Raw genomic sequence first — 22,972 nt, 5'->3', positions numbered from 1 at the left:
TCTGTAGCTATTGTTCTTTAGCGGTATCGCGCCCCCTTTAGAGCAAAAAACAAAAAAATCAAAAAAAACACTAAAGCTTCAAATCCCTCTGCCGTTATAGATATTGTAACCAAGATAATTCGCCTGACTTTAGAAAGACAGGCAACAACAATCAGTCTATCTAAAGTAAGATCAGAGGGAATTAATAATGGCTATTTCAGTAAATACGAACGTGACTTCAATGCGCGCACAGGGCAACCTAAATAGCGCTAACTCAAACGTACAAACCTCAATGGAGCGTTTGTCATCGGGTCTACGCATCAACAGCGCAAAAGATGATGCTGCAGGTCTACAGATCTCGAATCGTATGACCAGTCAAATTAATGGTATCGGCGTTGCAATGCGTAATGCTAACGACGGTATCTCTATCGCGCAAACAGCAGAAGGTGCGATGCAAGAGTCGACTAATATCCTGCAACGTATGCGTGATCTTTCTCTACAATCGGCTAACGGTTCAAACTCAAGCGACGACCGTGCGGCAATGCAAAAAGAAATTACATCACTTAATGCTGAGTTGACTCGTATTTCTGATACAACCTCTTTCGGTGGCCAGAAGCTACTTGACGGTAGTTATGGTACTCAAAGTTTCCAAGTTGGTTCGAATGCTAATGAGACTATATCATTGTCTCTTTCGGATATTTCTGCAGATCAACTTGGATCAAAAGGTAAGACTGTTACTGGTGAATTGAGTGCTGCAAATATTACAGCGCTCGCTGATGATTCTGACACTGATGGCACCACTAAGGGTAAAATTACTTTCGCACATACACCTCCTGGAGCAGGGGCTCCAACAAATATTGAAGTGACAGTTGAACAAGGTATGACTGCTGATGAATTAGCAACTGCACTAAACACCAGCCTTGCTGATACGGGTGTTACCGCGACAGTCGATACAGGTAAGATTGTTTTTGGTGGTGTAGCAGAGAATGGCAGTACATTAACCATGGCTGCAGAAGATGATGCCGCAGGGGCTGTTACACCTTCAACTGCTTTTGCACTCGGAGCTGATGATAGTCAGGTTAGTTCTGTAAACGATATAGACTTAAATACTGTTGAGGGCTCTCAATCTGCAATTGGCGTTATCGATGCGGCTATTTCACAAATCGATAGTCAACGTGCTGATTTAGGTGCGGTTCAAAACCGTATGAACTTCACCATTAACAACTTGAGCAACATTCAGTCTAACGTGTCAGATGCACGTAGCCGTATTCAGGATGTCGATTTTGCTAAAGAAACTGCTGAGCTGACTAAGCAGCAAATTCTATCGCAAACCTCTTCTGCAATGCTTGCACAGGCTAACCAGCTACCACAAGCGGCATTGTCTCTATTGTAATCTTAGAGCTAAGCCTCTGGTTGAACATTAGGATTAACCGTCAGTATCGCTGATGTTAAAAGGGAGAGTCGGTTTCGGCTCTCCCTTTATTGTTTAATCTAGATAGTCGAAAGCAGCTGGATTAATAACAATCAATTCAACTGCGTTGAACAACAAAGGAATTTAAAACACAGGAGTGAAGAGATGGATGTCAATGTAACTAATAACTCTGTAGCCCCAATCGCTATTGATCTAGCTGTAAAGACGCAAAATAGCAGCCAAGATCACCTTGCTGAAATAAATGCTAGCAGCTCTTTAGTTTCGCAAACTGATGAAGTTAAAGCTGTAAATAACAGCAGCCAGGCGGAAGATAGCTTACAGGGGGAGAGCGTTGAACAGATGGAGTCTGTTGTGAACGAGCTGTCTGATATGATGTCTATGCTGCGTAAAGGCTTGGCTTTTAAGCTTGATGAGTCGCTTGGGCAACAAGTTGTGAGTGTGGTCGATATCGATACCGGCGATTTAATCAGGCAGATCCCTAATGAAGAAGCATTGGAGTTGGCCATAAAATTGCATGAAAAAATTGCAGAGATGGATGGTTTATTGATGTCGACTCAAGTTTAACTCTACTTATTAGCATCTTTAACCACAGTTGGCTCCAGTGTGTTTTAATACAAATAATTCTTGCGTGTGCCTAAATAAGGCTAATGCGTAGAATTAAATTAGTCAGTATTCATAGTTTTAGTTAAGTTGAGGTTGTCATGGGATTAACATCGGTAGGTATTGGTTCTGGAATGGATATCAATGGCATTGTATCGGCGCTTGTAGGGGCTGAAAACGATCCAAAGGTTGCCAAGTTTGATGCCGATGAGGGCAAGCTTAACGCGCAGATCTCGGGTATAGGCGCACTAAAGAGTGCACTGACTGAATTTCAAGATAGTTTAGAGAAGCTAACCGACCCAGATACTTTTATTGCACGTAAGGTCGAGTTGTCGAATAAAGATTTCATCAGTGCAACAGCGGATGCAACTGCCGTTGCCGGTAGTTATAAAATCGAAGTTGAACAATTAGCCGAAAGTCAAAAAATTGGCTCGGCGGCGGTAGCCGATGCCACTGCTGCACTGGGTGAAGGCTCGTTAACTTTTGGCGTCGATGGCAAAGATTTTACTGTTGCCGTTGAAGCGGGGGACTCGCTCGAAACGGTAATGAAAAAAATCAACGATGCCGAAGATAACGTCGGCGTAACCGCAACCATCATTAACGGTGATAATGGCCCACAACTGGTGATGACTTCGGATGAAACCGGCACTGCTAATAACATTACAGTTACTGCAACAGACACCGACGGTGGTACAGGTCTGACTGATACCTTTACTATGACAGAGCTCAGTGCGGCAAAAGATGCGGTGCTGTATGTGGATGGTTTAAAAGTGACGTCGGGTAGCAATGAAGTCGAGAACGTTATCACCGGCGTCAGTTTAACCCTTAAAGATGATGATATCGGGCAGAGCACTACGCTAACGATATCTCCAGATACGGATTCTGTTAAGAAGAGTGTTGAGGGATTTGTCGAAGCTTATAATGACTTGATGGGGACTGTTTCAGATCTGTCTAGTTATGATGCTGAAACAGAGAAAGCGGGAATTTTGCAAGGCGACTCGATGATCCGTAGTCTTCAGAGCCAGTTGCGTGGTGTATTATCCAGTAGTTTTGATACCTCTGAAGGTACGACTATGTTGGCTAATATAGGCATAAAAACCACTCAGCAAGGTACACTTGAGATCGATGAGAAGATTTTGGATAAGGCACTTGAATCTGATATGCCGCAGATCCGAGAGATGTTTAGCGCAGAAGATACAGGTTTAGCTTCTAGATTAGATGGTTTGGCCGAAACTTACGTACAATCTGGTGGTACCCTAGATAGCCGTGATGAGACCTTAGATAATCAAGTATCACGACTCACCGATAGCCGAGAGCAATTCGCACGGAAAATGGCTGCATACGAAACACGCTTATTTAACCAGTTCAATGCCATGGACTTGATGGTTGCTAGTTTGAATCAGCAAACGAGTGACCTGTTTAATCGACTAGACTCCCTGCCTGGCATGGTGCCGCAGAATTAGTCGCTTTGAAAGATATGGCTTACAGCCTGGCTACGACATTTTTTTTGCAATAGCTTTTCCCGGTAACATTAGAATGCGTAAAAGGCGTTAGTAATAGCTACGCCTGCCTTGCTATTCATCCTCCTTATATTGAGAGTTGCTAGATGACAAGTTCACTTATAAACCCACCATTAGACTCACATTTAAACTCACCGTTAACTACAGAAACGCGAGTCATCGAGTTAGCAAAACTGGATGATGCTTTATCCAAAATATTAGATAGTTTAGAAAATGCTCAGTTTGAAGATGGTGAAAGTGACACCTTGGTATCTAAATTGCAGGATAGCATTGGTAGCCGTCAAATTTTGATTGCTCAGCTAGTGAATGATGATCAGATCCAAGATAGGTCTTATCTACAAGGGCTTGCACAGAGCACTAAAAACTTTGAAATACGAGCACGTAATGTTCTTGCCGATAGAGAAGCTTTGTTAGGCGCACTTCGCAAGGGTAGACGACAAACAAATCTTTACAAGACAATAGATTCAAATAGGTAGGTATTTATGAGAGGTTCGCTTCAGTCGTATAGAAAGGTCTCGTTGGATAGCAGTATCAACGTTGCTTCACCGCATAAGATCATTCAAATGATGTTTGCCGGAGCTTTGGAGCGCTTAGTTCAGGGGCGTTATGCCATTGAGCAGAGCAACCTAGAACTTAAAGGGGTGAGTTTAGGTAAAGCGATAAGTATTGTTGCTGGGTTAAATAGCAGCTTGAACATGGAGGCTGAGGGGGATGTTGCTGGTAACCTAAGTGCTCTTTATGACTTTATGCTGCGCAGAATTTCTGACGCTAACATCAATAATGATGTTCAGGCTATTGATGATGCAATGGATGTTTTACGCACTATCAAGGAAGCGTGGGATGCAATACCTAGCGAATTGCATGAGTTATCTTCACAAAACTAATTACTTTGTTAATCAGTTGGCTCAGGTTTCTGGGTTGTTGTTTTATAGGAGTGTTAACGCACTCCTTTTTGTCACCCGTCAAAAATACGTCTAACAGTTGATTGTAAAGTAGAGATTTTAACCTAAAACTTAGTCAGCTCCTCATAAAATTCATCAGGGGCTTGCTAATAACGGGCTGATAATACACTATTCTATAAGGTAGATATTTGAGATTGGATTTTAGATAACTACTGGCTGAACAATTAGCTTGAGAAAAGCAACGAACACTAATAATTAATGCGCTGAACATATTTGAGCCTATACGGCCTTCGGAATGATGCAAACAGATCAACGAATTCTACTTGTCGGTAACCAGTCAGAGCGAATTAATCGCTTGTCGTGTGTATTTGAGTTCTTAGGAGAGCAGGTCGAACTGATCGACTTCGATAAACTCGAGACGCATACAAAACAGACGCGCTTTCGCGCGATTGTTTTACCTTCTGAGAACCAACCGAAAGAAATTATCCAGTCTTTGACTGGTACGCTTCCTTGGCAGCCCTTTTTGATGTTAGGAGAAAGAGGCGACATTAAAACGTCGAACATTCTCGGCTGCATCGAAGAACCTTTAAACTACCCACAATTAACTGAGTTACTCCACTTTTGTCAGGTCTATGGTCAAGTTAAACGGCCAGAGATCCCAACCAGTGCGAATCAGACTAAATTATTTAGAAGTTTAGTGGGCCGCAGTGAGGGGATTGCTAATGTTCGTCATCTTATTAACCAGGTTGCCAGCTCTGAAGCTACGGTACTGATACTAGGTCAGTCAGGTACTGGTAAAGAGGTAGTCGCTCGTAATATTCACTATATTTCAGATCGCCGTGACGGGCCGTTTATTCCAGTCAACTGCGGTGCAATCCCACCAGAATTATTGGAGAGTGAGCTTTTTGGTCATGAAAAGGGCTCATTCACTGGCGCAATCAGTGCGCGTAAAGGTCGTTTCGAACTTGCTGAGAAAGGCACTTTATTCCTAGATGAAATTGGCGATATGCCATTGCAGATGCAAGTTAAGTTATTACGTGTTCTGCAAGAGCGTATGTTTGAGCGTGTTGGTGGTAGTAAGTCTATTTCAGCCGACGTTCGCGTTGTTGCTGCAACTCATAGACATTTAGAAACCATGATAGAGAAAGGAGATTTTAGAGAAGATCTCTACTACCGCTTGAATGTTTTCCCAATCGAAATGCCTGCTTTGTGCGAGCGCAAAGAAGATATCCCTCTATTACTGCAAGAGTTAGTCAGCCGAGTCTATAACGAAGGCCGCGGTCGAGTGCGTTTCACTCAGCGAGCTATCGAGTCGTTAAAAGAACATTGCTGGTCAGGTAATGTGCGTGAACTGTCTAACTTGGTTGAGCGTTTAACGATTCTGTACCCAGGCGGATTAGTTGATGTAAACGACTTACCTATTAAGTATCGTCATATTGATGTCCCCGAGTATTGTGTCGAAGTAAGCGAAGAGCAGCTTGAACGTGATGCTTTAGCCTCTATCTTTAGTGATGAAGAGCCTATTGAGATCCCTGAGACGCGATTCCCGAGTGAGTTACCACCTGAAGGGGTAAATCTAAAGGACTTATTGGCAGAGCTTGAAATCGATATGATCAGACAAGCACTGGATCAACAAGATAGCGTGGTTGCTCGCGCCGCAGAAATGCTAGGCATTCGCCGTACTACCTTAGTTGAGAAAATGCGAAAGTACGGGTTGAGTAAAGATTAAGGCTAAGAGATAGGTTCTAGGGCGGACTTCGTCCTTCGAGGGCGCTGCGCTTCTAGGTCCTAGGGAAAGCACAAGAAAGGCTGAGACGAACGCTTCGCTTACGGTACAAGCTGAGACTGTTTAAATCAAAGTGAACTTTCGATATTTACTTACTTTCGTGAATAAGCCAGAAGCTGAGTCTTCTGGCTTTTTTATTGCCTTCGTTCTAAGCTTTTCTGTAAGCGCAGCGTCCTTCTTTTAAAAAACAACTGGCATAATTCCTGCTTAACCCCATGCAAATGCAGTTTTTTTGACGGGGTTACCATGTCAGCTATTCCACAATCACCAGTCGATACTAGCGATTCAACTAACGCAACTCATGCTACTAACGCAAGAGTGGTGAAACGCCCACACTTGGTTGACGTTCAGCAAGCCGCTAATATGTCTAATCGTATGGACCATATTCTGCAGGCTATGCCGTCTGGTGTGGTGATCATTAGCGGTGATGGCATTGTTACCGAGGCTAATCCCGTTGCTGTTGAGCTTTTAGGTAGCCCATTAGAAGGCATGCGTTGGCTACAAATCATCAACCGGGCATTTTCGCCACAAGATGATGATGGTCACGAGGTTTCATTACGTAATGGTCGTCGGGTAAAGCTTGCCATTACCCCTCTTACGCCAGAACCAGGTCAGCTGATTGTGCTGACTGATTTAACCGAAACCCGTTTACTGCAAAAAAACTTGTCACACTTACAAAGATTATCAGCGCTAGGCAAGATGGTAGCAACCCTTGCCCATCAGGTGAGAACGCCTTTAAGCGCGGCTCTGCTATATGCGTCAAACTTGGCGAGCCCTAAAATATCGGAGGACTCTCGTAAGCGCTTTCAAGGCAAGCTAGTCGATAGACTCAATGAATTAGAGCACCAAGTGAATGATATGCTGTTGATGGCAAAGGGTCGTCAACAGGAGCTAGACTCAATCCTGGTTATCGATGAAGTGGTTGATAATGTACTGAGTAACTGTCTGCCGATAGCGGAGCAAAAAGGCTGTAAGTTGATATTTAACAATCAATCAAAACAAAAAATTCGGGCTAATGATGCGGCTCTCTGTTCAGCGATAAATAACCTAGTGATGAACAGTTTAGAAGCTGAGGCGAGCCAAGTCACCTTGCATGCATATGACACTCAAACTGCATTACATCTAGATGTTATTGATAATGGTAATGGGCTGGATGCCAATATGCAGCAAAAGGTACTAGAGCCATTCTTTACTACTAAGTCGCAAGGTACTGGGTTAGGTCTAGCCGTGGTTCAAGCTGTAGTAAATAATCATGGCGGTAAGATGCAGTTCAGTTGTCATTTAGGTAATGGTTGTACGGCTTCTTTGAAATTCCCGTTGCTTTCGCTAAATAAGGCTCACAATGAAACTCATGGAGAAAATGAGCATGTCTGAAGGTAGATTATTACTCGTAGAGGACGATGCTTCACTGCGTGAAGCACTGCTCGATACCTTGATGTTAGCTCATTATGATTGCGTCGATGTTGCTTCGGCAGAAGAAGCCATCCTTTCTCTCAAAGCCAATAGATTCGATATGGTGATAAGCGACGTGCAAATGGAAGGTGTAGGCGGCATAGGCCTGCTCAACTATATGCAGCAACATCATCCCAAAGTGCCAGTATTGTTGATGACTGCATATGCGACTATTGATAACGCGGTCAATGCGATGAAACTAGGCGCGGTTGATTATTTGGCTAAGCCGTTTTCGTCAGAGGTATTAGTTAATCAAGTTTCTCGCTATATGCCAGCCAGAGTGATTGAAGGCACACCAATCGTAGCCGATGAAAAAAGCATTGCATTGTTAGCATTGGCGCAGCGGGTAGCGGCATCGGACGCCTCTGTGATGATCATGGGGCCGAGCGGCAGCGGTAAAGAGGTTTTAGCGCGGTATATTCATCAGAACAGCCAACGTGCCGACGAGCCATTTATCGCTATTAACTGCGCTGCCATCCCTGAAAACATGCTTGAGGCAACGTTATTTGGCTATGAGAAGGGCGCCTTTACAGGGGCTTATCAAGCCTGCCCTGGCAAGTTTGAACAGGCGCAAGGTGGTACTTTACTGCTTGATGAAATATCAGAGATGGAAGTCGGCCTACAAGCAAAACTGTTGCGAGTATTGCAAGAGCGCGAAGTGGAGCGTTTAGGCGGGCGTAAGACGATTAAGCTCAATGTACGGGTGCTGGCCACCTCGAATCGCGATCTTAAAGCCATGGCGTCATCGGGCGAATTTAGGGAAGATTTATATTATCGAATTAATGTTTTTCCGCTGACTTGGCCGTCATTAAATCAACGCCCAGCCGATATTTTGCCTCTCGCAAGACATTTATTGCAGCGCCACGCATTAATTGCCAATCGTAGTGAAATACCTGAATTTAGCGAGTGTGCTACTCGTCGTCTATTGACTCATCGCTGGCCAGGCAACGTACGTGAGCTCGATAATGTGGTGCAAAGGGCGCTAATTTTGTCTATGTCTGCTGAGGTAACGGCGGCAGATATTATTATCGACTCGCAAGAGTTAGGTTTTACCGCTGAAGTCATACCTATGGCAGAAAGTAAACCTGCTGAGCTCGATGGTTTAGGTGACGAGCTAAAAGCACAAGAGCATGTAATAATTTTAGAGACCTTAACTCAATGTGATGGCAGTCGTAAGCTTGTCGCCGAGAAGCTAGGCATTAGTGCCAGAACTTTACGCTATAAGATGGCAAAAATGCGAGAGCTAGGGATCCAAATACCGGCTTAAAGCTATGAAGGACGTTCGGCAGGCTCACTGCGAGGACGCTTCGCTACTAGGTCCTAGGAAAAGCATAAGCAAAATCAAAGTCAAAGGCTGAGACGAACGCTTCGCTCACGGTTAACGGAACGTTCGCAGGCTTACTCACTGATAAGGTTCTAGGACGTTCGCAAGCTCACTACGAGGACGCTTCGCTACTAGGAACTAGGAACTAGGAAAAGCATAAGCCAAGTCAAAGGCTGAGATGGTACAAGATTTTCTGGCTTTTTCGTCTCGGCTCTAAATCGTTTATGCTTTAATCGGTTTCTCCGTAAGCGTAGTGTTCTGTAGTGGCGAAGCCACGTGCTGTGAGGCCGCAGACCGTTCGTCTTTGCTTTCCCTGGGACCTTTCTTGCTTTTCCTAGCACCTGTTTTTAAACCTAGAACCTTTCTTTGCCTTTCCTAGCACCTTCTCAGCTTTAACCTTCCATTGAATAACTGGCAAGCTATTTGCATTCGTCTAGATATATCAACATTTTCGTCAAGAAATCGACAGGGGAGATAGCTATGCAAATTGGTGCGAATTCATTACTGCAAGAGATGCAGTCACTCAATGGTCAAATCGGCACTTCAAGCATTCAAACTGGGATCACGCGTCAGGTACAAAACACCTCGGGCAGTGATTTCAGTCAGTTACTCTCCCAAGCTGTTGGAAATGTAAGCGAACTTCAATCAAATGCTGCTAATCTCGCCACTCGACTCGATATGGGAGATACCACAGTGACGTTATCTGATACCGTGATCGCCAGAGAAAAATCGAGCGTTGCTTTTGAGGCAACGGTACAAGTGCGAAATAAGCTTGTTGAAGCTTATAGAGAAATTATGAGTATGCCTGTTTAGGCCTTTTTAACGTAAACGCAGGGTACAAGAGTGAGTACAGAAATGGTCGTAGGAACAGGCTCAGGTTTAGCATCGAGTCCACAAACATCAGGTGTCCAAGAGGAGCATAAGCCTGGCATTATGGGTTCGCTTGGCAGCGTCGATATGTTGCGTCAAGTGACGATGATTTTGGCGCTTGCTATCTGTTTAGCCGTGGCTGTTTTTGTCATGATTTGGGCGCAAGAGCCTGAATATCGACCTCTAGGACAGATGAGCACCGCAGAAATGGTGCAAGTGTTGGATGCACTAGATAAAAATCAGGTTAAGTACGAAATTCAAGGTGATGTAGTCAAGGTTCCTGAAGATAAATTTCAAGATGTGAAGATGTTATTGAGCCGAGAAGGGCTAGATAACCAAGAAGCGAATAACGACTTTTTAAATAAAGACAGTGGTTTTGGTGTGAGTCAGCGCATGGAGCAGGCACGCCTCAAGCACAGCCAAGAGCAAAATCTTGCCCGCGTCATTGAAGAGTTAAAGAGTGTCACTCGTGCAAAAGTAATTTTAGCCTTACCCAGAGAAAACGTGTTTGCTCGCAACCGCTCTAAGCCAAGTGCTACCGTCGTGGTAAGTACTCGTCGTAGTGGTTTAAGTCAGGAAGAAGTCGACTCAATTGTCGATATCGTTGCCTCTGCAGTACATAATCTCGAGCCGAACAAGGTTACTGTCACCGATGCTAATGGCCGCCTGTTAAATTCTGGTACCCAAGATGGCGCTTCTGCCATCGCCCGCCGCGAGCTTGAAATCGTCCAGCAAAAAGAGTCTGAATACCGCACCAAAGTTGAGTCGATTCTTATGCCTATTCTAGGCCCTGAGAATTTTACTTCTCAGGTCGATGTCAGCATGGATTTTACCGCCGTAGAGCAAACAGCAAAGCGCTATAACCCAGACTTACCTGCGCTAAGAAGCGAGATGGTAGTTGAGAATAACTCTTCTGGTGGAACAAGTGGCGGCATTCCTGGCGCACTGTCTAATCAACCTCCTATGGAATCCGACATTCCGCAAGAGGTAGGGGCTGAAGAAAGTACCAAGTTAGCATCGGGAACGACGCATAAAGAAGCCACCCGCAACTTCGAGCTTAACACTACGATTAGCCACACGCGTCAGCAAGTGGGTACTCTAAGACGCGTGAGCGTATCAGTTGCAGTTGATTTTAAAAATGGCCCTGTATCGGAGGATGGTAGCGTCAACCGTGTACCACGCACAGAGCAAGAGCTGGCCAATATTCGTAGATTACTCGAAGGCGCAGTGGGCTTTAATACTCAGCGCGGTGATATTATTGAAGTTGTTAGCGTGCCATTTATGGATCAGCTTATTGAAGATGCGCCAGCGCAAGAGATGTGGGAACAGCCTTGGTTCTGGCGAGCAGTAAAGTTAGTGCTTGGCGCGCTAGTCATATTGGTGTTGATCCTTGCAGTCGTTCGCCCAATGCTGAAAAAACTGGTTTATCCTGATAGCGTCAAAATGCCGGATGATCCACAAACCGGTGGTGAGCTAGCTGAAATTGAAGATCAGTATGCAGCCGATACCTTAGGCATGCTGCAACGCCCTGAAGCCGAATACAGTTATGCCGATGATGGCTCAATATTGATCCCTAACTTGCATAAAGACGATGACATGATTAAGGCGATTCGTGCACTAGTGGCTAACGAGCCTGAACTATCGACGCAAGTCGTGAAAAACTGGTTACTTGAAGATGACAAATAATACTAATGTAGAAGCTAAGCCCGAAGCGACGGCCTTAAAGACAAGTGATTTAAGTGGCATCGAAAAAACCGCAATTTTGTTATTAAGCCTGAGTGAGAGTGACGCAGCGTCTATCTTAAAGCACCTTGAGCCTAAACAAGTGCAGAAAGTCGGTATGGCGATGGCGGCGATGCAAGATTTTGGTCAAGAGAAAGTTATTGGCGTTCATAAGCTGTTTCTCGATGAAATTCAAAAATACTCTTCCATCGGTTTTAACAGTGAAGAGTTTGTTCGTAAAGCGCTAACAGCAGCATTAGGTGAAGACAAAGCCGGTAACCTGATTGAACAGATCATCATGGGTGGAGGCGCTAAAGGTCTGGACTCACTGAAGTGGATGGACGCACGTCAGGTGGCGACGATTATTCAAAATGAACATCCGCAAATTCAAACTATCGTACTGTCTTATCTAGAACCCGATCAGGCCGCGGAAATCTTTGGCCAGTTCCCAGAAAATACCCGTTTAGACCTGATGATGCGAATTGCTAACCTTGAAGAGGTGCAGCCGGCAGCATTGCAAGAACTTAACGATATCATGGAGAAACAGTTCGCCGGACAAGGTGGTGCTCAGGCTGCGAAAATGGGTGGCTTGAAAGCTGCGGCAAATATCATGAATTATCTCGATACCGGAGTAGAGAGTCACTTGATGGAGACGATGCGTGAATCTGATGAAGAGATGGCGCAACAGATCCAAGACTTGATGTTTGTATTCGAGAACCTCAGTGAGGTTGATGATATGGGGATTCAGGTTCTACTGCGTGAAGTGCAGCAAGACGTGTTGATGAAGGCGCTGAAAGGTGCGGATGATCAGCTCAAAGAGAAGCTCCTCAGCAATATGTCTAAGCGCGCTGCAGAGTTACTAAGAGATGATTTAGAAGCTATGGGGCCCATTAGAATTAGTGAAGTTGAAGTCGCTCAGAAAGAGATCTTATCTATTGCACGTCGCTTGAGTGATAGTGGAGAGATCATGCTTGGCGGCGGAGGCGGTGAAGAGTTTCTATAATGACGGATCCTAAAAAGCCTCAAGGCGCGAGTATCAATACTAGCGACGAATTTGAACACTGGGAACTACCGGAGATCCGCAAAGAGCAGGCTCCCTCATCACTGAATATGTTCGGTCGTCACAGCTTACAATTGCAGGCCGAGGAGCTAGCTGAAGTTGAGTCTATACTGCCGCCAACCTTAAGCGAGATTGAAGATATTCGCGCTCATGCAGAGCAAGAAGGCTTTGCCGAAGGGCAAGAGAAAGGGCATAACGAAGGCTTAGAAAAAGGCCGATTAGAGGGGCTTGAGCAAGGGCACTCTGAAGGCTTCAGCCAAGGTCAGCAACAAGGTTATCAGGAGGGGTTACAAGCGGCTGCTGAGATGTTGCAACGTTTTGAAGCTCTTTTGAGCCAGTTTGAAGCGCCTTTATCTATATTAGATACCGAAATCGAAAAAGAACTGCTCAATACCTCAATGGTGTTGGCAAAGGCCGTAATTGGTCATGAGCTAAAAACTTATCCCGAGCATATTTTGGCGGCGCTGCGTCAGGGCGTTGACTCCTTGCCAATAAAAGAGCAGAAGATAAATATTCGAGTCACACCGAGTGATGAGATGCTGATCTCAGAGCTCTACTCTCAGGCTCAGTTAGAGCGAAACCGCTGGGAAATTGAAGCCGATCCAAGCTTAACACCGGGTGACTGTATTATTGACAGTGGCCGCAGTCATATCGATATGACAGTTGAGACCCGTATTCAGAGCGTCTTCTTAGAATTAGATAAGCATCAACAAGATCTGTTGCAGTTAAAAGAGCAGCAACAAGATGCACTGTTGGCACAAAGGCAGGCGCAAGCTAAGCAGCATGCTGCAACGATAGAGCCAAAAGATGACGCAGTAGATAATGACCAAGCCACAGCGGCTTTAAATGCAATCGAAGGTGAGTATGCCGACTCGTCAGCACCAACTCCGTAATAAGCTGGCCCAACACCAGCAAAAAGTGCATCCATTTCTAGTTGAGGCCAGTGGTCAACTGGTGCGAGTGGTGGGCTTGACCTTAGAAGCAACAGGCTGCCGAGCAGCTATTGGTAGCCTGTGCGCAATCGAAACCATGTCTGGCGACCTCATTGCCGAGGTCATAGGTTTTGATGATGAGTTGCTCTACCTTATGCCGATTGAAGAGCTACGCGGGGTACTCCCTGGCGCCAAGGTAACACCGCTAGGTGAACAATCAGGTTTAAACGTTGGTTTATCACTACTGGGTCGAGTGCTTGATGGCAGTGGTTTGCCTATCGATGGTTTAGGAAATTTAAAGACAGATCAAAAAGCTTCTAGCCACGCGCCCGCCATTAACCCTCTATCAAGACGTGCCATTAGTGAGCCATTAGATGTGGGCGTAAGAGCTATCAACTCTATGCTCACCGTGGGTAAGGGACAGCGTATGGGATTATTCGCAGGTTCTGGCGTTGGTAAGAGTGTGCTGCTGGGGATGATGACTAGAGGCACCACGGCTGACATTATTGTTGTGGGGCTTGTGGGTGAACGTGGCCGAGAAGTAAAAGAGTTTATTGAAGAGATTTTAGGGCCTGAAGGGCGAGCGCGGTCTGTCGTGGTCGCGGCACCAGCCGATACTTCGCCTTTGATGCGTCTTCGCGCCTGCGAAACGTCGACCCGAATTGCCGAGTATTTTCGCGACTTAGGCTATAGCGTACTGCTACTTATGGATAGTTTAACCCGCTATGCTCAGGCGCAGCGTGAAATAGCCTTGGCTGTCGGTGAGCCGCCAGCAACTAAAGGTTATCCGCCATCGGTGTTTGCCAAGTTGCCTAAGTTGGTGGAGCGAGCAGGTAACGGCGGTGGCAAACAAGGTTCAATTACTGCGTTTTATACCGTATTAACCGAAGGCGATGATTTGCAAGATCCTATCGCCGACGCCTCAAGAGCAATTCTTGATGGTCATATTGTGTTGTCACGAAGTCTTGCCGATTCGGGTCATTATCCTGCCATCGATATCGAAGCTTCTATCAGCCGTGTAGCGCCTATGGTGATTAGCCCTGATCATCTTGAAGCGATGCGTAAAGTTAAGCAGGTTTACTCTCTTTACCAACAAAATAAAGACTTGATCTCCATTGGGGCCTATAGCCAAGGTAGCGATCCGCGTATCGACAATGCTATCCGCTTACAGCCCGCGATGAATGCCTTTTTAAGGCAGACAATGAAAGACTCCGTTACCTTTGACAGTAGCACCTTGATGCTGAGTCAATTAGGGGCCCAATGCCAAGCTTAATTACATTTAGCTTAGCCAAATTTAGCTTAGCCAAATTTTGTATAGGCATATTACCTATAGCACTAACTCACGGGACCACTAATCATGGCTAGAGCTGAGCCCCTATTAATGGTGTTAAAGCTTGCAGAAGATGCAGAAGAGCAGGCGTCGTTACAACTTCGTTCGGCGCAGCTTGAACTGCAAAGACGACAAAATCAGTTAGACGCACTGCAAAACTATCGTCTCGATTATATGAAGCAGATGGAGCAGCAACAGGGACAAAGTATCAGCGCCAGCCACTATCATCAGTTTCATCAATTTGTGCGTCAAATCGATACCGCGATTATTCAGCAGGTCAACACCGTACAAGAGGCTGATAACCAGCGTCAGCACCGGCAGGTATATTGGCAAGAAAAGCAACAGAAGCGCAAAGCGGTGGAGTTGTTATTAGCCAATAAAGCCGAAAAGGCGAAGCTCGCCGAGTTACGCGCCGAGCAAAAGATGGTTGACGAGTTTGCGTCCCAGCAGTTTTATCGCAAAAGGCAGCGTTAATCATTTATCAGTTCAGAGCTTGAACTAACGTAACAAGTTAGTTTCCAGCACTTTCAACACCCCCCTTTACCCTACCCCCCCACCACTCTAGTAATGCTGATTGGCGTTAGACCTAAGGTTCCTAATAAGCCGACTTTTGGCATTATTATTGCAGTTACATTATTGATTAGCCTAATTGAGCGGTATTTTGACATTTGGTAGAGTTGCCGAGTGTTTATTGATGAGTAATGGAGATGGAATGCAGCAGGTGACCAATGTTTTACTCAGTAGCCCTGATTCGAATAGACAGGTTGCTGAACGTCAGAGTCAGTCCACCGAACCTAAGACTAATTCCGAAGGGGATAGTTTTACTGCCGCGTTAGAAAAAGCGGCAAGCCAAGCTCGTGATAAACAGGCTATTGATAAGCAGAGACAAGATCTTGATAACCAGAGGCAGGCTCTTAATAATCAAAGAAATGCCGAGGCAAATGCCAAGCAACAAACTGAAAATCAATCGACTAGTGCTAATTCGTCAGATAAAGGCGAGCGAGTCGATAGACAAGATCAAGCCGCGTCTACTCAAGAGCAGGGGCGCAATGTTCAAGGATTTGCTGATAAAAGTTCAAGTGATGAAGGCGCAGACGACGTAAGCCAAGTATTTGCACAGATTAATTTAGCTAACAATTTCGGCGGGGATTCACAGTTTGCCACTAACGGCGAAGATTTGCCGTTATCAGATGAGTCGCTGGCAACAGAAGCGCTTGAGCAAGCGTTAGGCGCTGATGACTTAATTGCTAACCAGCTGTCAGAAGAAGCGCTTTTTGCACTAAGTCAGCAAACGGATCTTTCAGAGCAAGAGCTGAGTCAGCTGTCATCTGCAGAACTTAACACTCTGCTACAGCAAGGCCAAATGCTCGATGCCAATGGCACCTTAAAGTCAGAATTCGTGGCAGTTTCTTCTATGCAGATTAATCCAGCGGCAACAGCTGGAGATGGGGCTCCTGATGAGCTTGCTTTGGCAGCTGAAAAATCTTTAATGGGCAGCGCCGTGACAGACTCTAAAGGACTTAATAGCATCGATGTAAAGGGCACTAATACTGGTCGCGACATTTTCGGCAAAGAGGTTGCAGGGCAAATATCACCAAGTAATGTGAATAGCGATCAAGCTAAATCGACTCAAGCTGCAGATGGCGCGAATTCTGCCGCTATTACAGCTAACACTGCAACTTCGCTAGAGCAGCTTAAAGGCGCAGAGTTATCGGTTCGTACCACGGCAATTAGTGCCGGGCTTGAAGCTAATCTTGCCGGAGTGAGCGAAGAGAGCACTTCTGAGCTTAAATCCTTTGCTGGTTTACAGAGTCAAGCTTTACAGCAGCAAGCGCCAGCTAGTCGCCAGGAGTTACCTCAGTTTAATTTGTCACTAAAACAAGGTGCTGAACAAGCGCCGCAAATGCAGCAGATGATCCAGCGATTTGCACCTGTGATGAATCAGCAGCTGATCACTATGGTTAGTAACGGTATTCAGCAAGCCGAAATTCGGTTAGATCCACCAGAGTTAGGACAGATGATGGTGCGCATCCAAGTTCAAGGTGATACCACACAGGTGCAATTTCAGGTGAGCCAGCATCAGACACGCGAACTTGTTGAACAAGCAATGCCAAGATTACGAGAAATGTTAGCCGAGCAAGGTATGCAGCTCACCGACGGTCAAGTGTCTCAAGGTGACGGAAGAAACGGCCAAGGTGATCAGGGTTCTGGTACTGGAAATGGCAGAACAGCGACTGAAACGGATGAAATATCGGCAGAAGAGATGCTGACAAGGTCAAATCTATCAACAAGTTCGGCTTCAGGTATAGATTATTATGCATAAGCAGGTAACCTATAGTACATAGAATAGAGCACGAGTATATTGCAAAGAGTGCTTAGCGGATTTAGTGCTCCAGTTAGGGAAGAAACATGGCAGAAGAAGCGGCTTTAGAGTTAGAAGACAGCGTCAAACCAAAAAGTAAACAGAAACTGATTATGTTCGGTGTGGGCGGTGTAGTACTGCTGATTGCAATTGCAGCGACTGTGTGGATGTTGTTGGCAACAGAACAAACTTCAGAGGCTGAGAACACTGCAACAGGGACAGTAACTGAGCAAGCTGCTAGAACTGGGGAAGCCTATTATGCAGCGATGCCAAGGCCTTTCCTATTCAACCTGTCGGATAACGGCCGCACCCGCTTAGTCGAGATTAAAGTTCAGTTGATGGTTCGCGGTAACGACGACGATACTTTGATTAGAAAGCATATCCCGCTTATTGAAGATGCACTATTGACCACTTTTAGTGGGTCAGATATTCAAAAGTTAAGCTCACCGGCGGGAAAAGATGAATTACGCCAGTTAGCGCTGCGCAATGTGCAAAATACCCTGCAACCTGTAACGGGTCGTACAGTGGTTGAGAAAGTATTGTTTACCGGCTTTGTTATGCAGTAACGCATTTAGTTTTTACTAGAGGTTATTTGCTGTAATAAAAGCGATTATTTTAAAATGAAGGCGATATCGTGAGTGATTTATTAAGCCAAGACGAAATTGATGCACTGCTCCATGGAGTCGATGATGTCGAAGAGGACATTATTGACGACAATGAGCTTGACGCCCGTTCTTATGATTTCTCGTCTCAAGACAGAATCGTACGTGGTCGTATGCCAACGCTTGAGATCGTCAATGAGCGTTTTGCTCGCCACTTGCGGATCAGCATGTTCAATATGATGCGCCGCGCCGCAGAAGTGTCAATTAACGGCGTACAAATGCTTAAGTTTGGTGAGTACGTACATACCTTGTTTGTACCGACCAGTCTGAACATGGTGCGCTTTAGCCCACTAAAAGGTACCGCGTTAATCACCATGGAAGCGCGCTTAGTATTTATCTTGGTGGATAACTTCTTCGGTGGTGACGGTCGTTTTCATGCCAAGATCGAGGGGCGTGAATTTACCCCGACTGAACGTCGTATTGTGCAGCTGCTATTAAAAATTATTTTCGAAGACTATAAAGAAGCCTGGGCACCAGTGATGGAAGTTCAGTTCGACTACCTAGACTCTGAAGTTAACCCGGCAATGGCCAATATTGTTAGCCCTACAGAAGTGGTCGTGGTGAGCTCATTCCATATTGAAGTCGATGGCGGTGGTGGTGATTTTCATATCACCATGCCGTACTCCATGATTGAGCCGATCCGAGAACTGCTAGATGCGGGTGTACAAAGTGATACTCAAGATACCGATATGCGTTGGTCTCAGGCACTACGTGATGAGATCATGGATGTTGATGTGGGGATCGATGCCACGATAGTCGAGCACAAGTTAACCCTAAGAGAAGTACTCGAGTTTAAAGCTGGGGATGTGATCCCTGTAGAGCTTCCTGAGCACATTATCTTGAAGGTTGAAGACTTACCTACTTACCGTTGTAAGATGGGGAAAGCCAAAGATAACCTAGCATTAAAAATTTGCGAAAAAATTCCAAGACCAGAAACGGTTAAGACAGAGTTGCAGCTCGTGACCCATAAGGGCCGTGCTCGTGAACGTTCTGAGATATAAGGTGAAGAGTAAATGAGTACAGATAGCGGTGATGATTGGGCTGCAGCAATGGCAGAGCAAGCAATTGAAGAAGCCAAAGCAGTTGAATTAGATGAATTTAGCAGTGACGGAGCTCCTCTGAGTGAAGAAGAAGCATCTAAGTTAGATGCGATTATGGATATTCCGGTCACCATCTCTATGGAAGTGGGTCGTAGTTTTATCAATATTCGTAACTTACTGCAGTTAAACCAGGGCTCGGTGGTTGAGCTTGACCGGGTGGCGGGTGAGCCATTAGATGTGATGGTTAACGGTACCTTAATTGCCCACGGTGAAGTGGTTGTGGTGAATGATAAATTTGGTATTCGTCTAACGGATGTTATTAGCCAAACTGAGCGCATCAAAAAGCTTAAGTAACAAAGATGTTATGTCAGAGGACGTTAGATGAGTTTTCAATTGGTTTTAGCCAATGTCAGTGCAGTAGCTGCTCAAGCTGAAGCGCCAGCTTCGCCAACGAGCATAGCCACGCTTTCGAGTATGGTTGGCGGTTTGATCGTCGTGTTGTTGTTAATTTTCTTTCTTGCTTACCTTGTTAGGCGCTTTAATTTAGTGCCAAGCAGTCAAGGGGTGTTAAAGACGATTGCCGTGACCCCACTCGGGCAGAAAGAAAAGTTGGTGCTGATAGAAGTTGGTGGTCAACAATATCTGCTGGGCGTAACACCTCAGCAAGTCAGCCTAGTCGATAAATTAACGACACCCGTAGAAGTATCGACAGAGTCTTTTGCTAGTCGTCTACGTCAAGCTAAAACATCACAATGAAGACGTCACAATGAAGACGTCACAATGAAGACATTAAAATGATGAAATGGATTTTAGTTATTGTCGGTTTGACTCTGTCATTAACAGCACCTGTAGCCTTTGCTGAGAATGGCATTTTGCCAGCGGTGACTGTGTCGACCGGCGCAGACGGTTCTACGCAGTACTCCGTCACCATGCAGATCTTGCTATTGATGACGGCGTTAAGCTTCATCCCTGCTATGGTTATTATGTTGACTTCGTTTACCCGCATTATTGTGGTGTTATCGATTCTACGCCAAGCAATTGGCTTACAGCAAACACCGTCTAATCAGGTGTTAATCGGCATCAGCATGTTTATGACATTTTTTATTATGTCGCCGGTATTCGACAAGATTTATGATCAAGCAGTACAGCCCTATATTGAGCAAGGTATGCCATTGCAAGATGCGTTTACCAAGGGACAAGGGCCGCTTAAAGAATTTATGCTAGCCCAGACGCGCTTAACCGATCTCGATACCTTTATTGAGATCTCTGGCTATCAAAATATCAATGAGCCAGAAGATGCGCCTATGACTGTGATCATTCCAGCATTCATAACCAGTGAGCTCAAGACTGCTTTCCAGATTGGTTTTATGCTGTTTGTACCATTCTTAGTGCTAGATTTGGTGGTTGCCAGTATCTTGATGGCCATGGGTATGATGATGTTGTCGCCGATGATTGTGTCATTGCCGTTTAAAATCATGCTATTTGTATTAGTTGACGGTTGGAGCCTAGTGATGGGCACCTTAGCCAACAGTTTTGGATTGTAGGTAAGCTATGAGTCCTGAATCACTGGTTGATATCTTTAGAGAAGCATTGGCTGTTATCGTCATCATCGTGTCGATGATTATTGTGCCTGGTCTTATCATAGGTCTAGTGGTGGCAGTGTTTCAGGCCGCGACCTCAATTAACGAGCAAACTTTAAGTTTTCTTCCACGCTTGCTAACAACTTTATTAGCGCTGATGTTGATGGGCCATCTTTTGATCCAAATGATGATGGACTTCTTCATGCAGATGGTCGACATGATCCCGCAAGTTATAGGCTAACTAGTTGCTGGAGCTTTGAACATGGACTTAGGTTTGCCAGTGTTGAATATAATGTGCTTACAGGTGATAGAGTAAATATGGCTACTTGTCCCGTCTTCAGTAGATTAAAGTAAATGGAGATCTTACTCGATACCATTATGAACGGCATTGCCGGTTATTTGTGGCCTTTAACCCGAATTTCAAGCATGTTTATGGTCATGGCGGTCTTTGGAGCAACCACAACTCCGACTCGAGTGAGGCTACTGCTGTCAGTTACCGTCACCGCTGCTGTAGCGCCAATTTTACCAGCCATGCCAAACATCGATTTATTCTCCTTAAGCGCCGCATTCGTTACCGCTCAGCAGATCATTATCGGTGTTGCCATGGGCTTTGCGACTTTGTTATTGATGCAAACCTTCGTACTTACTGGCCAAATCATTGGTATGCAGACCAGTCTTGGTTTTGCATCAATGGTGGATCCGAGTTCTGGCCAGCAGACTCCTGTTGTGGGTAACTTCTTCTTGCTATTGACCACTGTAATTTTCTTAGCGGTAGATGGTCATCTTCTGTTGATTAAAATGGTGATCGCCAGCTTTGAATCCATTCCTGTGTCGATGCAGGGGTTAAGCTTGGCAAGTTATCGCTTATTTACCGAGTTCGTGGGTTATATGTTTGGCGCCGCCTTAACTATGTCACTGTCTGCGATTGTGGCACTTTTGACGATTAACCTGTCCTTCGGAGTGATGACTCGTGCGTCACCTCAGTTAAACATTTTCGCTATTGGCTTTCCGGTCACCATGGTTGCCGGGTTATTTATTTTATGGCTAACCCTATCGCCAATCATGTCTCACTTCGATGAGGTGTGGCGTGAAACCCAAATTTTGCTCTGTAATGCGCTTGAGCTGCAATGCAGTGTTGATGGTGGGCTTAATTGATGGCGTCGTACTCTGGAACATTGCTGGCGTCGTATTCAGGATCGTTGCTAGAGATTCGCTGGTTACCTTCTGTGATAGGAGGGCGGGCATAAATGTCTGAGAACGACAGTAGTCAAGAAAAAACAGAGGAAGCAACCTCCAGGAAGTTGCAACAGGCCAAAGACAAAGGGCAGGTTGCACGTTCTAAAGATCTAGGTACCTCTGCTGTGCTCATTGCGGCCTCCGTAGGTCTGTTAATGACGGGGCCTAATATTGCTCAGGCTATGTTTAATATCATGAGCAAGATGTATACGCTAAGTCGCGATGAGATCTTCGATACGAACCAAATGATGAATGTTTGGGGGATGGTGGGCAGCGAGTTAGCTTTTCCTCTATTGGGTTTTATTGTATTTCTAGCGCTAATCGCCTTTGCGGGCAATATCGCTCTGGGGGGGATCTCCTTCTCCGTAAGTGCTTTTATGCCGAAGGCCAGCAAAATGAGCCCCGTAGCCGGATTTAAGCGGATGTTTGGGGTACAGGCGGCGGTTGAGTTAGCTAAAGGTATCGCCAAGTTTTCAGTGGTAGCGATTACCGCCTACCTATTATTGAGCGTTTATCTCAACGACATCTTATTGCTGTCGCAGGAGCATCTACCTGGCAATATTTATCACGCTCTGGACTTAATCGTTTGGATTTTTATCTGGCTGTGCGCGTCGACCTTGCTGATCGTAATGATAGATGTACCGTTTCAGATCTGGAATCACTCTAAACAGCTAAAGATGACCAAGCAGGAAGTCAAAGACGAATATAAAGATACAGAGGGTAAGCCAGAGGTAAAAGGGCGCATTCGTCAGTTACAACGTGAAATGGCACAAAGACGTATGATGGGAGAAGTACCCAATGCCGATGTGATAGTTGTTAACCCAGAACACTATGCCGTAGCGGTTAAGTATGACGCGGGTCGCTCAACTGCGCCTTTCGTGGTCGCGAAAGGGGTGGATGAGGTCGCATTTAAAATTCGTGAGATAGCTCGTGAACATGACGTGGCAATTGTTTCTGCACCGCCACTTGCTCGCGCGATATATCACACCACCAAAATTGACCAAGAGATCCCTGAAGGCTTGTTTACTGCAGTTGCTCAAGTACTTGCCTATGTATTCCAGTTACGCCAATACCAAAAAGGCAAAGGCCGTAGACCCAACCCTATCCCGACCAAGCAACCCATCCCTGACGATCTACAGCATTAATAGCAATCTACATAACAAAGTTATCAACTAAGAGTTGT

At 45.4% G+C, this 22,972-nt stretch carries 23 protein-coding genes; all 23 read left to right on the top strand.

The window, feature by feature from the left end; all coding sequences use genetic code 11:
* The first annotated feature begins 187 nt into the window (after positions 1-187).
* The 23 genes from K5Q73_RS15220 to flhB all read left to right on the top strand — a co-directional run bounded on the left by K5Q73_RS15220 (position 188) and on the right by flhB (position 22,934).
* Complete coding sequence (locus K5Q73_RS15220) at positions 188-1,372, top strand: flagellin (protein WP_220760126.1); 1,185 nt, start codon at positions 188-190, stop codon at positions 1,370-1,372.
* Positions 1,373-1,555: 183 nt separating this feature from the next.
* Complete coding sequence (locus tag K5Q73_RS15215) at positions 1,556-1,975, top strand: flagellar protein FlaG (RefSeq protein WP_220760128.1); 420 nt, start codon at positions 1,556-1,558, stop codon at positions 1,973-1,975.
* 137 nt (positions 1,976-2,112) lie between these two features.
* Positions 2,113-3,474 carry a flagellar filament capping protein FliD gene (gene fliD, locus K5Q73_RS15210; protein ID WP_220760130.1) on the top strand — a complete coding sequence of 454 codons (1,362 nt, stop codon included), beginning with the start codon at positions 2,113-2,115 and terminating at the stop codon, positions 3,472-3,474.
* A gap of 143 nt (positions 3,475-3,617) precedes the next feature.
* The gene (locus tag K5Q73_RS15205; RefSeq protein WP_220760132.1) at positions 3,618-4,007 is read left to right on the top strand and encodes a flagella biosynthesis chaperone for FliD, FliT; all 390 of its coding nucleotides are present in this window, start codon (positions 3,618-3,620) and stop codon (positions 4,005-4,007) included.
* 6 nt (positions 4,008-4,013) lie between these two features.
* Positions 4,014-4,415, top strand: coding sequence for a flagellar export chaperone FliS (gene fliS / locus K5Q73_RS15200; RefSeq protein WP_220760134.1), 402 nt, complete (start codon positions 4,014-4,016; stop codon positions 4,413-4,415).
* A gap of 313 nt (positions 4,416-4,728) precedes the next feature.
* A complete protein-coding gene (locus K5Q73_RS15195; RefSeq protein WP_308443279.1) occupies positions 4,729-6,162 on the top strand; it encodes a sigma-54 dependent transcriptional regulator in 1,434 nt (477 codons plus the stop codon).
* A gap of 303 nt (positions 6,163-6,465) precedes the next feature.
* Positions 6,466-7,593: a PAS domain-containing sensor histidine kinase gene (locus tag K5Q73_RS15190; protein WP_220760136.1), complete on the top strand. Its 1,128-nt coding sequence runs from the start codon at positions 6,466-6,468 to the stop codon at positions 7,591-7,593.
* Positions 7,586-8,938, top strand: coding sequence for a sigma-54 dependent transcriptional regulator (locus K5Q73_RS15185; RefSeq protein WP_220760138.1), 1,353 nt, complete (start codon positions 7,586-7,588; stop codon positions 8,936-8,938). Before K5Q73_RS15190 ends, K5Q73_RS15185 begins: the two co-directional genes overlap by 8 nt.
* Before the next feature lie 537 nt (positions 8,939-9,475).
* Positions 9,476-9,808 carry a flagellar hook-basal body complex protein FliE gene (gene fliE / locus K5Q73_RS15180; RefSeq protein WP_220760140.1) on the top strand — a complete coding sequence of 111 codons (333 nt, stop codon included), beginning with the start codon at positions 9,476-9,478 and terminating at the stop codon, positions 9,806-9,808.
* Positions 9,809-9,850: 42 nt separating this feature from the next.
* Positions 9,851-11,551 (top strand): flagellar basal-body MS-ring/collar protein FliF, encoded by a 1,701-nt coding sequence (gene fliF, locus K5Q73_RS15175; protein ID WP_220760206.1) that lies wholly within the window; start codon positions 9,851-9,853, stop codon positions 11,549-11,551.
* Positions 11,541-12,590 carry a flagellar motor switch protein FliG gene (gene fliG / locus K5Q73_RS15170; RefSeq protein ID WP_220760141.1) on the top strand — a complete coding sequence of 350 codons (1,050 nt, stop codon included), beginning with the start codon at positions 11,541-11,543 and terminating at the stop codon, positions 12,588-12,590. The genes fliF and fliG overlap by 11 nt, the downstream gene beginning before the upstream one ends.
* Positions 12,590-13,540, top strand: coding sequence for a flagellar assembly protein FliH (gene fliH, locus K5Q73_RS15165; RefSeq protein WP_220760143.1), 951 nt, complete (start codon positions 12,590-12,592; stop codon positions 13,538-13,540). Before fliG ends, fliH begins: the two co-directional genes overlap by 1 nt.
* Positions 13,512-14,852: a flagellar protein export ATPase FliI gene (gene fliI, locus K5Q73_RS15160; RefSeq protein WP_220760208.1), complete on the top strand. Its 1,341-nt coding sequence runs from the start codon at positions 13,512-13,514 to the stop codon at positions 14,850-14,852. The genes fliH and fliI overlap by 29 nt, the downstream gene beginning before the upstream one ends.
* 84 nt (positions 14,853-14,936) lie before the next feature.
* Positions 14,937-15,383 carry a flagellar export protein FliJ gene (gene fliJ / locus K5Q73_RS15155; protein ID WP_220760145.1) on the top strand — a complete coding sequence of 149 codons (447 nt, stop codon included), beginning with the start codon at positions 14,937-14,939 and terminating at the stop codon, positions 15,381-15,383.
* A gap of 187 nt (positions 15,384-15,570) precedes the next feature.
* Complete coding sequence (locus tag K5Q73_RS15150) at positions 15,571-17,232, top strand: flagellar hook-length control protein FliK (RefSeq protein ID WP_259650723.1); 1,662 nt, start codon at positions 15,571-15,573, stop codon at positions 17,230-17,232.
* An 86-nt stretch (positions 17,233-17,318) separates the two neighbouring features.
* Positions 17,319-17,837 carry a flagellar basal body-associated protein FliL gene (gene fliL, locus K5Q73_RS15145; protein WP_220760147.1) on the top strand — a complete coding sequence of 173 codons (519 nt, stop codon included), beginning with the start codon at positions 17,319-17,321 and terminating at the stop codon, positions 17,835-17,837.
* A gap of 68 nt (positions 17,838-17,905) precedes the next feature.
* On the top strand, positions 17,906-18,934 hold the full coding sequence (gene fliM / locus K5Q73_RS15140; RefSeq protein ID WP_220760149.1) for a flagellar motor switch protein FliM: 1,029 nt from the start codon (positions 17,906-17,908) through the stop codon (positions 18,932-18,934).
* A gap of 12 nt (positions 18,935-18,946) precedes the next feature.
* Positions 18,947-19,327, top strand: a complete 381-nt coding sequence (gene fliN / locus K5Q73_RS15135; RefSeq protein ID WP_220760151.1) for a flagellar motor switch protein FliN — start codon at positions 18,947-18,949, stop codon at positions 19,325-19,327.
* Between the two features lie 27 nt (positions 19,328-19,354).
* A complete protein-coding gene (gene fliO / locus K5Q73_RS15130; RefSeq protein WP_220760153.1) occupies positions 19,355-19,729 on the top strand; it encodes a flagellar biosynthetic protein FliO in 375 nt (124 codons plus the stop codon).
* A 38-nt stretch (positions 19,730-19,767) separates the two neighbouring features.
* Entirely contained in the window at positions 19,768-20,517 is a 750-nt protein-coding gene (fliP, locus tag K5Q73_RS15125; protein WP_220760155.1) for a flagellar type III secretion system pore protein FliP, read from the top strand.
* Between the two features lie 7 nt (positions 20,518-20,524).
* The gene (fliQ, locus tag K5Q73_RS15120; protein ID WP_012154625.1) at positions 20,525-20,794 is read left to right on the top strand and encodes a flagellar biosynthesis protein FliQ; all 270 of its coding nucleotides are present in this window, start codon (positions 20,525-20,527) and stop codon (positions 20,792-20,794) included.
* A 113-nt stretch (positions 20,795-20,907) separates the two neighbouring features.
* Positions 20,908-21,708: a flagellar biosynthetic protein FliR gene (fliR, locus tag K5Q73_RS15115; protein WP_220760157.1), complete on the top strand. Its 801-nt coding sequence runs from the start codon at positions 20,908-20,910 to the stop codon at positions 21,706-21,708.
* A 92-nt stretch (positions 21,709-21,800) separates the two neighbouring features.
* The gene (gene flhB, locus K5Q73_RS15110) at positions 21,801-22,934 is read left to right on the top strand and encodes a flagellar biosynthesis protein FlhB (RefSeq protein WP_220760159.1); all 1,134 of its coding nucleotides are present in this window, start codon (positions 21,801-21,803) and stop codon (positions 22,932-22,934) included.
* Positions 22,935-22,972 lie beyond the last annotated feature (38 nt).

It is taken from the genome of Shewanella sp. MBTL60-112-B2 (assembly GCF_019655055.1).
In the GTDB taxonomy this organism is placed as follows: Bacteria; Pseudomonadota; Gammaproteobacteria; order Enterobacterales; family Shewanellaceae; genus Shewanella.
Note: the sequence above shows the minus strand (reverse complement) of the source record. Positions and strands in the feature narration are given on the sequence as shown.